16 protein-coding genes are annotated in these 15429 nt (G+C 31.9%); 13 read left to right on the plus strand and 3 right to left on the minus strand.

Translation table 11 applies throughout. The annotated features are described in order from the left end of the window. Position 1: 1 nt before the first annotated feature. The 8 genes from LDX54_RS03160 to LDX54_RS03195 all read left to right on the plus strand — a co-directional run bounded on the left by LDX54_RS03160 (position 2) and on the right by LDX54_RS03195 (position 8551). Positions 2–2998: a type III restriction-modification system endonuclease gene (locus tag LDX54_RS03160; RefSeq protein WP_265666886.1), complete on the plus strand. Its 2997-nt coding sequence runs from the start codon at positions 2–4 to the stop codon at positions 2996–2998. Beyond that, positions 2982–4292, plus strand: a complete 1311-nt coding sequence (locus LDX54_RS03165) for a hypothetical protein (RefSeq protein WP_265666885.1) — start codon at positions 2982–2984, stop codon at positions 4290–4292. The genes LDX54_RS03160 and LDX54_RS03165 overlap by 17 nt, the downstream gene beginning before the upstream one ends. Next, positions 4258–6150, plus strand: coding sequence for a DEAD/DEAH box helicase (locus LDX54_RS03170; RefSeq protein WP_265666884.1), 1893 nt, complete (start codon positions 4258–4260; stop codon positions 6148–6150). The genes LDX54_RS03165 and LDX54_RS03170 overlap by 35 nt, the downstream gene beginning before the upstream one ends. A 10-nt stretch (positions 6151–6160) precedes the next feature. Continuing rightward, a complete protein-coding gene (locus LDX54_RS03175) occupies positions 6161–6490 on the plus strand; it encodes a hypothetical protein (protein WP_265666883.1) in 330 nt (109 codons plus the stop codon). A 205-nt stretch (positions 6491–6695) separates the two neighbouring features. Then, entirely contained in the window at positions 6696–6962 is a 267-nt protein-coding gene (locus tag LDX54_RS03180) for an AbrB/MazE/SpoVT family DNA-binding domain-containing protein (RefSeq protein WP_265666882.1), read from the plus strand. 24 nt (positions 6963–6986) lie between these two features. Then, positions 6987–7664, plus strand: coding sequence for a hypothetical protein (locus LDX54_RS03185; RefSeq protein ID WP_265666881.1), 678 nt, complete (start codon positions 6987–6989; stop codon positions 7662–7664). A 144-nt stretch (positions 7665–7808) separates the two neighbouring features. After that, a complete protein-coding gene (locus LDX54_RS03190; protein WP_265666880.1) occupies positions 7809–8189 on the plus strand; it encodes a YbgA family protein in 381 nt (126 codons plus the stop codon). Then, complete coding sequence (locus tag LDX54_RS03195) at positions 8186–8551, plus strand: TIGR02328 family protein (protein ID WP_265666879.1); 366 nt, start codon at positions 8186–8188, stop codon at positions 8549–8551. Before LDX54_RS03190 ends, LDX54_RS03195 begins: the two co-directional genes overlap by 4 nt. A gap of 134 nt (positions 8552–8685) precedes the next feature. Here the strand turns inward: LDX54_RS03195 and LDX54_RS03200 are convergent, their stop codons facing one another. Then, on the minus strand, positions 8686–9144 hold the full coding sequence (locus LDX54_RS03200; protein WP_265666878.1) for a DUF3021 domain-containing protein: 459 nt from the start codon (positions 9142–9144) through the stop codon (positions 8686–8688). Then, positions 9141–9575, minus strand: a complete 435-nt coding sequence (locus LDX54_RS03205; protein WP_265666877.1) for a LytTR family DNA-binding domain-containing protein — start codon at positions 9573–9575, stop codon at positions 9141–9143. The genes LDX54_RS03200 and LDX54_RS03205 overlap by 4 nt, the downstream gene beginning before the upstream one ends. Before the next feature lie 544 nt (positions 9576–10119). Here LDX54_RS03205 and LDX54_RS03210 point away from each other — a divergent pair. From LDX54_RS03210 to LDX54_RS03230, 5 genes are all read left to right on the plus strand, one after another. Next, complete coding sequence (locus tag LDX54_RS03210) at positions 10120–10326, plus strand: hypothetical protein (protein ID WP_265666876.1); 207 nt, start codon at positions 10120–10122, stop codon at positions 10324–10326. Between the two features lie 336 nt (positions 10327–10662). Then, entirely contained in the window at positions 10663–12195 is a 1533-nt protein-coding gene (locus LDX54_RS03215) for a class I SAM-dependent DNA methyltransferase (RefSeq protein ID WP_265666875.1), read from the plus strand. After that, the gene (locus tag LDX54_RS03220) at positions 12185–13264 is read left to right on the plus strand and encodes a restriction endonuclease subunit S (protein WP_265666874.1); all 1080 of its coding nucleotides are present in this window, start codon (positions 12185–12187) and stop codon (positions 13262–13264) included. The genes LDX54_RS03215 and LDX54_RS03220 overlap by 11 nt, the downstream gene beginning before the upstream one ends. A 72-nt stretch (positions 13265–13336) precedes the next feature. Continuing rightward, positions 13337–14308, plus strand: a complete 972-nt coding sequence (gene xerA, locus LDX54_RS03225; protein ID WP_265666873.1) for a site-specific tyrosine recombinase/integron integrase — start codon at positions 13337–13339, stop codon at positions 14306–14308. Next, entirely contained in the window at positions 14308–14865 is a 558-nt protein-coding gene (locus tag LDX54_RS03230; RefSeq protein ID WP_265666872.1) for a restriction endonuclease subunit S, read from the plus strand. The genes xerA and LDX54_RS03230 overlap by 1 nt, the downstream gene beginning before the upstream one ends. On the opposite strand, the gene LDX54_RS03235 is transcribed toward LDX54_RS03230, so the two are convergent. Next, positions 14862–15419: a restriction endonuclease subunit S gene (locus tag LDX54_RS03235; RefSeq protein WP_265666871.1), complete on the minus strand. Its 558-nt coding sequence runs from the start codon at positions 15417–15419 to the stop codon at positions 14862–14864. The two genes, LDX54_RS03230 and LDX54_RS03235, sit on opposite strands and share 4 nt — an antisense overlap. Between the last annotated feature and the right edge of the window lie 10 nt (positions 15420–15429).

Consider the following 15429-nt stretch of genomic DNA (forward strand, 5'->3'; position numbering starts at 1 on the left):
CATGAAGATAAATCTTGAAACTTTAAAACATCAAACTGAAGCTCTCTGTGCAATTAACGAAGCATTTTATGGCATGGATATCATGAGTAATGATCCGAATGCTAATTATATCTATGCTAATCCATTAATTAGATATCGTTTTAAAGACAAAGCTAATATTGATATAAAAATGGAAACTGGGACAGGTAAGACCTATGTTTATACAAGAATGATGTACGATTTTCATCAAAAGTATGGGTTGTTTAAGTTTGTCATTGCAGTGCCAAGTCCGAGTATTAAAGAAGGAACACGAAGCTTCATTAATAGTGACTATGCTAAACAGCATTTTAGTGAATTTTATGAAAACACTCGGATACAATTGAATGTAATTAATGCTGGTGATTTTAGTTCACGCTCAGGTAGGCGCAATTTTCCGGCTCAATTATCTGAGTTTGTTGAAGCTACTAGGCAAAATACTAATCAAATTGAAGTTCTTTTGGTCAATCAAGGAATGCTCCATTCCAGATCAATGCATCGTGCAGATTATGACCAGACTTTACTGGGCGGTGAAACTTCACCAATTAAGGCCATAGCCGCTACTAGACCTGTACTGATTATAGATGAACCTCAACGCTTTCCACGTGGCAAAAAGTTTTATGATGACATTGAAGAAATGGAGCCACAGCTAATTATTCGTTTTGGAGCTACTTTTCCAGAAAGTACTACGGGTCGTGGTAAAAATAAGATAACTAAAGTGGATTATTACCGTGGTAAACCGCAATTTAACCTTGATGCTATTGACAGTTTTAATCAGGGTCTAGTTAAGGGAGTTGACATTTATTTTCCTGACTTGCCTAAAGAACAAGCAAATAACCTATATAAGGTAAAGCAAGCTAAAGCAAGGGAATTAGTTCTTTCTAAAGGTAATAAGGAGTATTCTCTTAAAGTTGGTGAAAAGTTAGCAGATATTGACTCCGAATTTGAGGGTAATATTACTTATGATGGCGGGACTAATTGTGAATTATCAAATGGATTAGCTCTATCTAAAGACATGAAATTAATTCCAGGAACTTTTGCGGAAAATTACCAAGATGAAATCATTTCACAAGCTTTAGACTGTCATTTTAAAGCAGAAGAAGAAAATTTTTTAAGGCCCAATTCAGGTAATAATCCGCCAAGGATCAAAACTCTATCTTTGTTCTTCATTGATAGCATTACTAGTTTTCGTGGCGAAAATAATAAAAGAGGTTGGCTAGCCAAACACTTTGAGAAACTTTTAACGCAAAAATTAAAAAACTTGATTAGTCGTTATGAAATGGCTATTGACGATCGCGAGCAAGAATACTACTCTTTCTTACAAGCAACTTTAAGAAGTTTGCAATCTGAACATCAAGATGTTTATGCTGGATACTTTAGCGAGGATTTAGGAAGTTCAGATGCAGATATTCAGGCCGAAGTTAAAGATATATTAAGTAACAAAGAAAAATTGTTGAGCTTTAAGGACAAAAATGGAAAGTGGATCACTAGGCGTTTTTTATTCTCAAAATGGACTCTACGTGAAGGTTGGGATAATCCTAATGTATTTACTATTGCAAAATTGAGGACTTCTGGATCAGAAATTAGCAAAATTCAGGAAGTTGGTCGTGGTTTACGTCTACCAGTCGATGAAACTGGCCATCGCTTAAATCAAGATGAATGGCAAAGCCGACTCTCTTTTTTAATTGGCTATGACGAACGAGATTTTGCTGAAAAACTGGTGGGAGAAATTAATGCTGACTCACCAGTCAGACTAAACCATAAAGAGCTTACGAAAGAAATGATAAGTCTAATTGTGGAAGAAAGAAGCAAAACTGATCCCAAATTTGATAGTAATCAGTTGCTTATTGATTTAGAGGCACATAACGTGATTGACCGATCAAACGAGTTTAATCAGCAGGTGCAAATTGAAAATCAAAAAATGTCTGGTTATGAAGCTTTATGCTATTTCTACCCAGAATTAGAACAACGATCAAAGATTACAAAGGGAAAAATTCGAGATAAAAATTCAAAAGAAAGTACCAAAGTTAAATTACGTAAACAAAATTGGCAGCAACTTAGTGATCTTTGGCTACAGCTGTCTAGGCGGCAAATGATTAAGTTTGATCCTTTAGTTAATCAAAATGCAGAAATTGTTGCACGAAATGTTTTTAATGATAGTGATAATGAGATTTTTGTTCTGGAACGACCACAAATGTATCATCAAGAAGTATTAACTGGTAAAAATAATGCCTCATTTAGTGGATCAAAGTCTAATTTTAAAAGTGGATACCTGACAATGAATTATGGCAAGTTTCTTAAAATCTTAGCAAAGCAGACGGATTTACCAGTTAATTTGCTTAATAACCTTATGATTAAAGCCATTAAGCGTTTAAAAGGTAACACTAATTATATTAATAAAAAAACATTAGATAATTTAGTTCAGACTTTTAATGAGCAATTTAATGAGCGCATAAAAACATCCTATAGTTATGAGTCCCTTGATTTCTCGGGTTCGACATCAATTTATAATGCAAAGAAACATGAATTTGTTGACTCAGTTCCAGCGAATGCTATTGGAGTTTATCAATCAAATTCTACTTCAGATCCCTCTTATTTATATGATAGACCACCTTTACGTTATGACAGTGCAGATCCAGAGCTAAAAATTTTGCAACGTTCATATGGGCCAAAAATTAGTGTCTTTGGCAAACTACCAAAGCAAGCTATTAAAATTCCACGTTTTGATAACGGAACAACAACACCTGACTTTATTTTTAAGATTGAAAATGGTAATAAAAAGCCAACCTATTTGGTGATTGAAACTAAGGCTGAAAATATGCGACTTGGTGATGAACAAATTCGTATCATCCAGCAAAAGTATTTTGATCAATTAAAAGAGACAGGGGTTTACTATTATATGGCAACGAGCGAGGAAAAAGTACAGCAAATGATTAATAAGCTGGAAAATAGGAAGTTAAACCAAGATGATATCATTAATTAAACTAGCAAATGAAGGAAAATTAGAAAAAACTGGTGCCAAACCAAAATTGCCAATCAAGGTTAATGGTGTTAGTTCTGAAACCTTAGATGTTTATAAAATTCCGCTCGAATATCTGTATTACAATGATAAAAATGGACGGATAGCGACAGGAATATCGCAATATCAAGATGAATTAAATCCTGCTAATGATCAAGATGCTCCTCAATATAACAATTTTGTAGCTAATTTGATTAAAAAAGATAATTTAGCTGCACTTAAAAGAACTGAGAAATCAATAGCTGCATCTGGACAACAAGTATATGGTTATGTGTTAGATGATGGTCGTATTGTAGATGGTAATCGCCGTTTTACCGCTTTGCGAGATATTAAGCAATCAACAGGGAAAACAGTTTATTTTGAAGCCGTTGTTTTACCTTTTTCATATAACAAAAAAGCCGAACGAGTCAAAATTAAGAAACTAGAACTAGCTCTTCAGATGGGGGTTGAGGAACGGAAAGATTATGATCCAGTTGATTTAGCTGTGGATATTTACCAAACTACTAGTGGTAATTATCCTATAATGACTCAAGCTGATTACGCTGCCGATTCCCATATGCGTTTAAATGAGGTTAAAAAGTACTATGATGGTGCTGTTTATATGCGAAAATTTCTTCAGTTTATTGGAGCACCAGAAAATGCCTATAATATAGTGAAAGAAAGCAAGGTTTGGTCTTTATTTTACGAAATGGGGAAATCACTTTCTAAGAATTTTGGAAACAGTCCGGATTCTCAAGTTCATAAAAATGAAACTATGAATTCATATTTTGGTGTGATACTTTATCAAATTCATGTTGGTGTTATTGGAAATACAGCTCGAACACATATTCGACAATATGGTAGAAATGTGGTTAACAACAGTGATAATAATAGAAAATTTAATAATAGTATAACAAATATGGTTGATGATTTGTCTGATGCACTACAAAATAATGATATCAATACAACTTCCGATTTAATGCAAAGCTTGACGGATGAAGATAAAACAGTTGAATCCATAGGTGATACTTTTGAGGCATACAAGCAGAATGCTCTTAATAGTGAGTCTGTAGATAAGTTTATTCGAAACATAAAGCAAAATGTAAAGTACTACCATGATTTGAATGAAAATAATGGCTTATTCGGAAATTTACGCTATAGCGAAGTAAGTGAAGGTCAACTGAAAACTTTACAGAAATATATGCGTGATTTGAATCAGCTAAGTAAGGAGTTGTTCAATAAGTATGGAAATGAAATCAAACAGTCCAATAATCATTAAGAATGAAAATGGGTTATTTCAACTTTTAGATGATAAAGTCCGTACTTTGGAAACAAAAACTGCTAAGCGTGGGTTGGCTATCTTTTCTCCATATTTTGAAAATTTTGAAAAAAGAACTTTTAAAAGAGATTTAACATATGTACAGTTGTTGGAGTTAGTTAACAAGCTTAATCAACGTTTGAAAAGAAAAGGGCTACCTCAAATACAGACTAGCAAAAATTTTGATCATTTTGTGCAACAGCGGAAGTATTATATTAAAAAACAAAGTCATGCTGGTTTAACAATTAAAGATGGGGATCCTCGTTGGCATGAAGAATTTGAAATATTCAAAACAATTGTTAGTCAAGAAATTACTCGGCCATTAAAAGTAGAACAAGAAAAAGCTAGTTTCTTTATGACTATCATGAAACGTGCAGCAAACTTCTCAGTTCCTGGTGCTGGAAAAACAGCAATGATGTACGGAACCTATGCTTTTTTATCTAGTCCAAAAGTAGATAAAATAGATAAATTATTAGTTGTCTCACCTCTGAATGCTTTTGCGGCTTGGCGGACTGAATTTAAAGCTGTATTTGGTCCGAAACGTGGATTACACTACTTAAATTTGCGAGATAAAAAGTACAATAATAATTATGGTGCTATTACGCATGATTGGATTCAAGCAAATGTAATCAATATCAATTATGAATCATTACAAAGCAAGCTGAATATTATCAATGATTTGGTAGATTTGAAAACGATGTTGGTGTTTGATGAGGTCCATCGGGTAAAAGCTATCGGAGGTCAACGCGCAAGGGCAGCCTTGAGTTTAAGTAACGTACCGTACTATCGTTATGTATTAACTGGGACACCAATTCCTAATGGCTTTAGAGATATTTACAATTTCTTGCATCTCATGTACGCCAATGAGTACTCTTCATTTTTTTCCTGGGATTTGACAACACTAAATGGTCTCGATTCTAAAGAAGTTAATCATAAATTATCGCCTTTCTTTTGGCGAACTAATAAAAAAGATTTGCATGTACCCAAGCCAGATCCAGATATTATTGAACAAGTTGAACCCTCAAAGAATCAACTAGTTTTGGCCCATGCTATATATGAAAATGAAAATGGGACTTTAGCTACTTTCATTAGATTGTTACAGGCATCGACTAATCCCGAATTGTTAAAAACAAAAATTAACTATAAAGAATTGGGACTGATTGATATAGATTCTGGTGTCTGGAATAAACAAGAGTCAAAAATTGAAAAAGAAAATATTAGCAGTGGAGAAACTTATAAAAAGTATGATCTAGCTAAAATGAAATCGCCAAAATTCGAGATAGGGATTGATTTGATCAAAAAATTAGTCAGTCAAGGGAAAAAGGTACTTGTTTGGGGAATGTTTATTGGCACTATGAAGAAGATCACTGATACTCTCAATGGTATAGGTATCAAAACAATTTTGGTCTACGGCGCAACTCCTAAGCAGGATCGTGAAGGAATGATTGAAGATTTCCGAAGTGGTGATGTACAAGTACTAGTTTCCAATCCTAATACTTTAGGTGAGTCTATTTCTTTGCATCAAACAGTTCATGATGCAGTTTATTTCGAATATAACTTCAATTTAACCTTCATGCTGCAATCAAGAGATCGTATTAATCGTTTAGGGTTACCAGCTGATCAATATACACGATATTATTATTTAATGACTAAAGGTGATGTTGCTCATACAGGCTTCATTGATAATACAGTCTATAAAAAATTAAAGGATAAAGAAAAAATTATGCTTGATGCCATTGACGGTCAGTTATTAGTTCCTGAGTATACAGACGACTATCTTCAAGAAGTAAAGGACATAGTAATTGGAAAATATAAGTAGGAGACACAATATGGAAACTATTATTCCATCCGATAATACAACCAAAGAAGAATTACAAGAACGGATAGACTATATGGTGAATGAAGCTTCTAGGCTTGAAAAATTGGCAATGACAGATAAAGACGAAGCAATGATCAGATTCAGGGTACTAAAAAACTTTGCAAATAAAGAATGTCATGTACTAAATTTGCAGAAAAATGAAGAAACTGTTAACAAGAATCCATATCTATCAAGCTATCAAAAGTTCTTTAATCACTTACATTTTACTTCAGGTAAAACACCTCTAAAATTACTCTATTGGAATCACGATGAATTTCACCAAGCAAATATTGGGCTTTAAGTTATAACGACTTTGTACCAACTAACTATGATCTCAATACTTACAAATGTTTGAACAAATATTCAATTCCCATATGCAGTGGTCTACGGCTAATACTTAATCAAATGAATTATATTAAAAAATATTTGAAATAAGAGTTCTTATCCTAAATCAACTTTATGATTTTGAGGTTGAATCAAGAGACTCTTTACAAGGAGGAATTGTTATGGACTGCGTTTTTACTCGTAAAGTTTCAAAAAAAGGACAAGTAGTTATTCCAATACAAATCAGGAAAGCTTTAGGTTTGAAAAAGGGAAGCAAAGTGTCATTCGAGCTAAAAAATGGTGAAATCACTATCAAAAAATTACCAACGGCATTAGATTGGTCTAATTTGGTTAAGCAAATTCCAGTTGAGGATGTCAAAATCGGTGAAAATGGTTATTTTGACCCTAAAAAATCACCGGATTTCCATGACTGGATGGTTAATGGCTAATAGAGTCAGGAGAATGAATGATTTTTGCAAGTATACTTAAAAAACATTGAACGTTTAAAAAATTTCTATCAAAGTGATTATTACAGTTGGTTGGAAACTAATGATCCTAAAATGGTCAAAAATGTTGAAGATGCTCTATATGAAGATCCAGATGATTGTGATGTTGAATTATACAAAGATCTAGCTCTTAAATATAATTTAAAGCGCAAGAAATGTAATTTATTTGTTGGCGTCAATAAGCAAAAGATAAAAATGTCAGCAGATATTGTTTGTGGTGTTAAAAGTTTAAAAGATTTTGGGTCAACTATGCCAGTATTTTTATCAAACTATGCCAAAATCAGATCAAGTGTAAAGTTACATTTCATATGGCCTCAGCACAAAGTTCCAACAATAAATACTTATCGCTATCAAATTTATCACGATCGCATTGATTACTTGTTATATGATTTGAAACTTTACTTTATGGGTGAAAAAACACCAATGCAAAAAGCATATCAAAATAATAATACTAAAATTTGGCTAGATTCCTTTACTGATGATTTTCCAAAATTTATTCATGAAATGCACTTTGAAGATTTTGTTAATGAAAATTATGATGTGTTAGATATTGAATTTGGGCAAAGAAAAGTTGTTACTGGTGGTTTACAGCAACTTCAGGGTAAATCTAAGAATAAAACTGTTCAAAAACGATACATGAAATAGCTGTTGACTTTGGATAAGTTGTTTTAATAAATTTAGTTTCATTCGTTTGTTGTAAAATATTATTTAGTAATAAAATTTAGTTAGGTAGAATTTATTATTAATAAAACTATGCATTTAAATGCACTAAAAATAGGACAAATGAAAATGGATAAATGGCAAGAAGAGTGGGCCCATAATAAATATTGGGTGATGGCTCATTCGCAACAGTGCTATGAGCAGATTAGGCTGCTAGCTAAAGACAACGAATGGTCGGAACAAAAGAATATTGAATTCAAGAACTTATTAGAAAAAGCGGCCAGTCAAACTCCAACAGTTAAAACTTTAACCAACTCTTATCAGCATGTCTGGGGCTACTTTAAGAAAATTTGTACGGAAGAGGAAAAACAAACTTACTTACATTTATTGCAAGAATTATCACCAGCAGAAGATGAATTGGGTCCATTTTTAAGTCGTTTAGCTGAAAAGTATCAAGTTTCTTATTTATTAAACTCACGTTTAATTCAGGAGAACGAAGCAAAATTATGAGATTATGGCATCAAGACTTAATTTGGCGATTGCCTAGGCAACAGTTATTGGGGCAACATCGAGAAATTGCCGCTTTGCGCGGACGTGGCTGGGGCAAGCCCCACGCTACCGTTAACTATGTTTTTCAACATTCACCCTATAAATTGTATCAATTTCATTTGTTAGTATTAGCTGAAATGCAACGGCGCCATTATCATCCAGATATTAAATGGTTTGATCCTTATTATAGAGGACAATATTGTCATAAGTACGAAAATTTACCAGCTATTCCGTGGACTGATCCAATTTACCCAGAGCACGACGATGCATATTTACAAAGTTGTTTGGATAATTTGCACCAAAAAGGAATAGATTTATATTGAGTTTAGTTTACTAAAAGCCGAAGACTAACATTGAATGATGACATTTTCATAAATTTCTTTATTAAGAAACACAAGTAAAAAGTTGAGCACATTGATATGAATGCTCAACTTTTTATTTTGCCATTGTAATTAGATTACTTTGTTTTGATTTTATGATTAATACTTGCAATCTCCTTTACAATTTTATGGTAATTATAATACCAGCAAATTAAATAGATGATGACGAAAATTACAGTAAATTTTGTTAAGTTAATTAAGCTTAAAGAAACCCAACCAGCTAAAAGGGCTAAAAGAACAAAGCCAAAATAGTAGGTAAAGAAATTTATAACCGTCTTCTTTAATAATGACCATTGGTTAATAGTGAAGATAAAACTGCCAAGACCGAAAAAAATTCCAGTGACCGCCCAGAGAATAATTGAGACACTAAAAGCATTGAGCAAATTACTAAATTTTGTCGTAAAAGATGGACTGGATGGAACGTAAACTGAGCTATGTGATGCATAACTGCAAAAGATAGAAATCATTAAGCCAATGAAGATGCCTCTAACGGCAAAATTAAACAAATAATTGATAAATCTCTTTGTGTTTTTCATATTCCTAACCTCTCTTTCAGGTTCTTAATATTTCTTCTTGATATTTGTACGCGATGCTTATTAGTCAGAACAACATCGATTAACCCATTATTAAGTAATTCAAGGTGATCGATGTGTTGATAATTAAATATAGCGCTGCGTGAAGCTTCAATAAAATAGTTCGGTAGATCTGCTTTCAAATTTGATAAACGATCATTATATGTAAGTTGCTGCTTTTCTGTATAAACGTTAATATCTCTATTAGCAACTTCAAGTGAATAAATATCTTCAAAATTAATCGGATAAATTTGAGACTGATAATGGCACCATAATGAATTTTCGGACCGTGATAATTTTTGCAAAAATTCATTAATTGCTGGTGTCATTTTTTTGATCCATAATTCACCGTGTTCTTCGCTAATATTGGGGTCGACGTGACAATTTATTTTCATTCCCAGCGCTCCTTTCTGTAAATAAGTATAGTAGATGAATTTCATTTTTATCCCAGATTACTGCAAATGGTGGAATAAATGTCATTAATGGTTATAAAATTTGTGTTTCAGGTTCAAATTTAGCTTTTATAATTAAAAGAGGGTTTGAGTGCATGAATATACTAAAGTATAATTTAAAGAAAAGTTGTTTTACTTAAATTACCCAACAAAGGATGAAGAGAATGCAAGAAATTAATGAATTAAGGTTAGATTGTGCACTTAAACAAAAAAGAGGACTGCATATAATACTGGCTTCAATTATTATTTGGCTAGCTATTCAATTATTCACTTTTCGTCTATGCCAATATTAACGAAAAATCTTTTTACTTTTGTTTGCGCTGCAGTTTTATTGCCTTTATCTTATTTTGTCTCTAAGTTAAATAAGGTTGATTTTCAAAACAGAGGAAATCCATTAACTGAGTTAGGGATACTCTTTTCTGTTAACCAAGTACTGTAATTGCTAATTGCGATGTGGATTTATCCAACTATACCAGAGAAAATGCTTATGATTTTAGCAATTATTTTTGGAGCACACTTATTGCCATATAGTTGGCTTTATAAGTCAAGAGTTTATTTTACTTGGTCGATTTTAATAACCTTTTTGGCTTTAATCATTGGACTAAACTTTGAGCCAGCAATTTTGGCTTTGACAATGATGGGAATTGAAATAGTCTTTTCTTTGGCTTTAGTTTGGGAAAATAGGAAAATATAATTTTTAAACAAATAAAAACTATATTTAGAGCAATGATATTAATCATCTGCTCTTTTTTTATGACTTAATAAATACGAAATAGTATTTAATTGTATTTAGAAAAGCAAATTTTAATATTTTAAAACTAAAATGTTTAGTTTTAAAAATATTAATACCATAAACAATTAAGCGGATACAAATAATAAAAACATAAATTAAATCAAAAAAACTGTTATTGAATACCTGCTATTTTAAAAAATAAAAATAATCTAAACACACGTATATATTCAAAGTGTATAATTTAATTAAGGTTTTTAACATAATGATTAAAGTTGAAGACAAAAGGAAATTTATTATATGGCAGCAAATACAAAAGAACTAAATATAGAAAATAAACTGTGGGGAACTGCAAATGCATTAAGAGGAAGTATGGATGCCTCTGAATATCGTAATGTAGTTTTAGGATTGATTTTTTTAAAATATGTTTCCGATGCTTTCGAAGCTAGACGAAATGAATTATTAAAAACAGAATTTCCAGAAGATGCAGAAGATCCGGATATGTACCTTTCTGAAAATATTTTTTGGGTACCGAAAAAAGCACGTTGGGAATTAATTAAAGATTCTGCTAAATCACCTAAAATAGGCGAAATTATTGATAATGCCATGGATGCTTTAGAAAAAAATAATGATTCTTTGCGCGGTGTATTGAGTAAGAATTACGCCTCGCCTGACTTAGATAAAACCCGGTTGGGCGAAGTCGTTGATTTAATCTCCGATATCAGTTTAGGAAACGAAAAAGCTAAGCAATCTGATGTGCTGGGACGTGTCTATGAGTATTTTTTAAATGAGTTTGCTTCGCAGGAAGGAAAAAAGGGAGGGGAGTTTTATACTCCTCGGTCTATTGTACGAATACTAGTAGAAATGATCGAACCTTATAAAGGCAGAATTTATGATCCTTGTTGCGGTTCTGGTGGGATGTTTGTTCAATCAGATAAATTTGTGCAGGAACATCAAGGAAAAATTAATGATCTTTCGGTATATGGAGAAGAATCAAACCCTACAACTTGGAAATTGGCTAAGATGAATTTAGCTATTCGTGGTATTGATAATAATCTTGGACCTCATCAGGGTGATACTTTTCTCAACGATCTACATAAAGGTGAAAGATTTGATTTTATTCTGGCTAATCCACCATTCAATGTTAAAAACTGGAATGGAGAAAAGCTAAGAGAAGATGCACGTTGGAAATATGGAGTTCCCCCAACCGGTAATGCTAATTATGCATGGATAGAGCACATAATTAGTAAATTAGCGCCTAATGGCAAGGCAGGTTTTGTTTTGGCAAACGGAGCGTTATCGACTTCTACAAAAGATGAATACGCTATTCGTAAAGCAATTTTAGAAGACGATAAAATTGATGCTATTGTAGCTTTGCCTGATAAGATGTTCTATTCTACAGGAATTCCAGTTTCATTATGGTTTATTGACATGGATAAAGCTTCTCAAGGAGAACGGGTTCGTAAAGGCGAAACGTTATTTATTGATGCACGTAATCTTGGTGAAATGGTGGATCGTACTCACCGAGAATTTTCTAAAGACGATATTGCTAAGGTAGCTGATACTTATCATGCTTATCGTGGAACTAACAAGCAAAAATATGAAGATGTTGCAGGCTTTTGCAAAATAGCTTCTTTAGATGAGATTGCAAAAAACGATTATGTTTTGACCCCAGGGCGTTATGTAGGTTTAGCCAAACAAGAAAATGATGGTGAACCTTATGAAGTTAAAATGGCACGCCTTACTGGCGAATTAAAAAAGGAATTTGCTGAAAGTGATAAACTTCAAGCTCAAATAAAAGACGTTTTAAAGGAGCTTGGATATGAAATATAAAATAAAAGATCTAATACAATCAATTTCCAGTAAATTCAATTTTGATGGAAAAAACAGCGTTATATTTTTAAATACAAGTGATATTTATGATGGTCATATATCGGGAACAAAGATAAAACCACAAAATCTACCGGGACAAGCAAAAAAAAGCTTAAAAAATGGTGATATCTTATTTTCTGAAATACGTCCCAAAAACAAAAGATTTGCTATGGTTAATAATATTAAAGCTGAGAACTATGTTGTTTCAACTAAGTTAATGGTTTTAAGAAATTGTAATCCAAATATTTTAGATACAAGTTATTTTTACTTTTATCTCACCTCTCCAATAATGCTGAGGTATTTACAAAGTGAAGCTGAATCTAGATCGGGCACTTTTCCTCAGATTACGTTTGAAGGTACTATGGCTAACATTGAAATAAATTTACCTCCTTTATTTGAGCAAAAATTAATTGTAAGAAAAATTGAAACAATTTCGTCTAAAATTTATGTAAATAACCAGATAAATGATAATTTACTTGAGTTGTTAGATACCAGATTTAAACAATTTATTTCAAGTAGTAAGTTAACTGATACTACATTACATAATATTGCCATTATACATTCAGGCGGTAATAAACCTAAAAAATTCTCTAAAGTAAAAACAAACGAGTATTCTGTTCCAGTTTATTCAAATGGTGTATCAAAAAAGGGGCTTTTTGGATTTACTAATAAGGCAAAAGTTAACGAAAGAGCTGTAACTGTATCTGCAAGAGGAACAATAGGGTTCACTGTACTTCATAATAAGCCATTTGTACCGATAGTACGCTTAGTCTATTTAACTTATAAATCTGTACCTATTAACTTTTTATACTTACTGGTCCGATCATTAAATATACAAGGATATGGCTCAACTCAGCAACAAATAACTGTACCGTATTTAAGAAAATTAAAAATTAAAATACCTGATGCTAATGAAATAAATAAATTTGATGCAGAAAATTTATCATTATTTGATCTTATTTGGATTAAGGAAAAAGAAAATATTTTATTATTTAAAATTAAGGAAAATTTATTAGAAAAGTATTTTTGAAGCATTAAATTATCATTTATTTCTGTAAATACGGTTTTTATTGTATGATTTTCTAAAAACGGAGATTTTACAATGAGAAAAGATGAATCAGAAACAATAATTCGCGAAATGTTGCCGTATCTTAACAATCTAAACTTAATGAGACTAAAAACTATTTTAAATAATTTAGTTACGACAAAAACCGAATTTAAATCAAAATATGATAATAAAAACTTGCTTAAGAAGTATTTTGCCGCTAAAAGAGCCGAAGGTTGTTCGGAAAAGTCTCTTAAATATTACAAAGTAACAATTACAAAGGCGTTAATTGAAATTAATAAAAATGCCAGAGAAGTAAGTACCGATGAATTGCGGGACTATTTAATGACATATCAGGAAGTTCATTGCTCTAGTAAAGTGACAATTGATAATATTCGTAGAATTTTATCTAGTTTTTTTAATTGGCTCGAAGATGAAGATTACATTATTAAAAGTCCTATAAGGCGAATACATAAGGTAAAAGTCGCTACTACAGTAAAAGAAACTTATTCGGATGAAGAACTTGAAAAATTACGTGATAGTTGTACAAATGTCAGAGACTTAGCAATGATAGACTTCTTGGCCTCAACTGGTATGCGTGTTGGGGAACTGGTTTTACTTAACCGCAGTGATATCAACTTTCAAGAACGTGAGTGTATTGTTTTTGGTAAGGGTAATAAAGAACGGATCGCTTATTTTGACGCTAGAGCGAAGTTGCATTTAAGAAAATATTTGAATGAGCGACATGATAACCATGAAGCCTTATTTGTTTCTTTGAGAGCAGAACATGAACGATTAACTATAAGTGGTGTCGAATCAAGGTTAAAGAAGTTAGGTCAAAAGATTGGAATAGCAAAAGTTTATCCACATAAGTTTAGAAGAACATTGGCTACGAAAGCAATTGATAAAGGTATGCCAATTGAACAATTACAACAGCTTTTAGGGCATAAAAGGATAGACACAACACTGCATTACGCAATGGTAAAACAGCAAAATGTGAAAATTGCGCATAGGAAGTATATAGGTTGATGAGGTATAAAATAGATGAAATAGTTCAACTCATTATGGATTATCGAGGGAAAACACCCAAAAAATTAGGAATGAATTGGACAGAAAGTCAAAAAGATATTATTGCATTAAGTGCTAAAAATATAAAAGATAATAAAATTGTTAATATTGATAAAAGTCACTATGGTAGCGAACTTTTGTATAAGCATTGGATGAAAGATGGAGACATTGAACCTGGTGATATTTTAATGACATCAGAGGCTCCTTTGGGCGAAGTATATTTAGTTTCTAAGCCAATTAAAGCTATTTTAAGTCAAAGATTGTTTCTATTACGATTCAATAAAAAGATAGTTAATCCTTGGTATATGTATGCTTTTATGAATTCGCAAAGCTTTAAAAATCAATTACTTTTAAGAGCCACAGGGACTACAGTTGTTGGTATTAAGCAAAAAGATCTTAGAAAGATTGAAGTTGAACTACCTAATATAGAGTTGCAAAACAAAATAGGAAGTATTTTTCAATTTTTAGATAAGAAAATCCATATTAATGGAAGAATAAATGATAATTTAGTTGTTTAAAAATATTGCTTTAACAATTCTTGCTTTAATTGGCGCAACCTCTTGTTTTCCTTTATTCGTATTCTTATATCTCTGAACAATGGTTGTATTATTTCGTTAAATTTTAAATAATCCTCTTTATTTGGGTAACTAAACTCTAGCGAATTTAGATTTTTTTGTGAAATCTTTTTTTGAACTGCACCTGTTACAATATTTAAAACTTTTCTTTGTCTAAAAAATAAATATAACCATTCTGTAGAAATATTTTTTCCTTTTAGAACATGAGTATGGTTATTAGGCCAAAATTTTCCAAAAACATATTGTAATATTGGATAACCTTTATTATCTACTACGGTTCCGTCTTCGCCTAAAAGTAAATAAATACCGTCAAAATTGTATTTATTTATATAGTCCATGACTGATGCAGCTCCGATATATCTATATTTACCTGATATTGCAGATCTTTGCTTTTTTGAAAGTGGTTTCCTAAATCTGTCATAATTTTGTATAAAAGAACCTATTAGATCATTACCAACATTTATTTGTGGAAAAAAGTTATAAAACAAGTTATCCATTAATTCGAGT

It is taken from the genome of Lactobacillus sp. IBH004, assembly GCF_026185255.2.
Classification (GTDB): domain Bacteria; phylum Bacillota; class Bacilli; order Lactobacillales; family Lactobacillaceae; genus Lactobacillus; species Lactobacillus melliventris.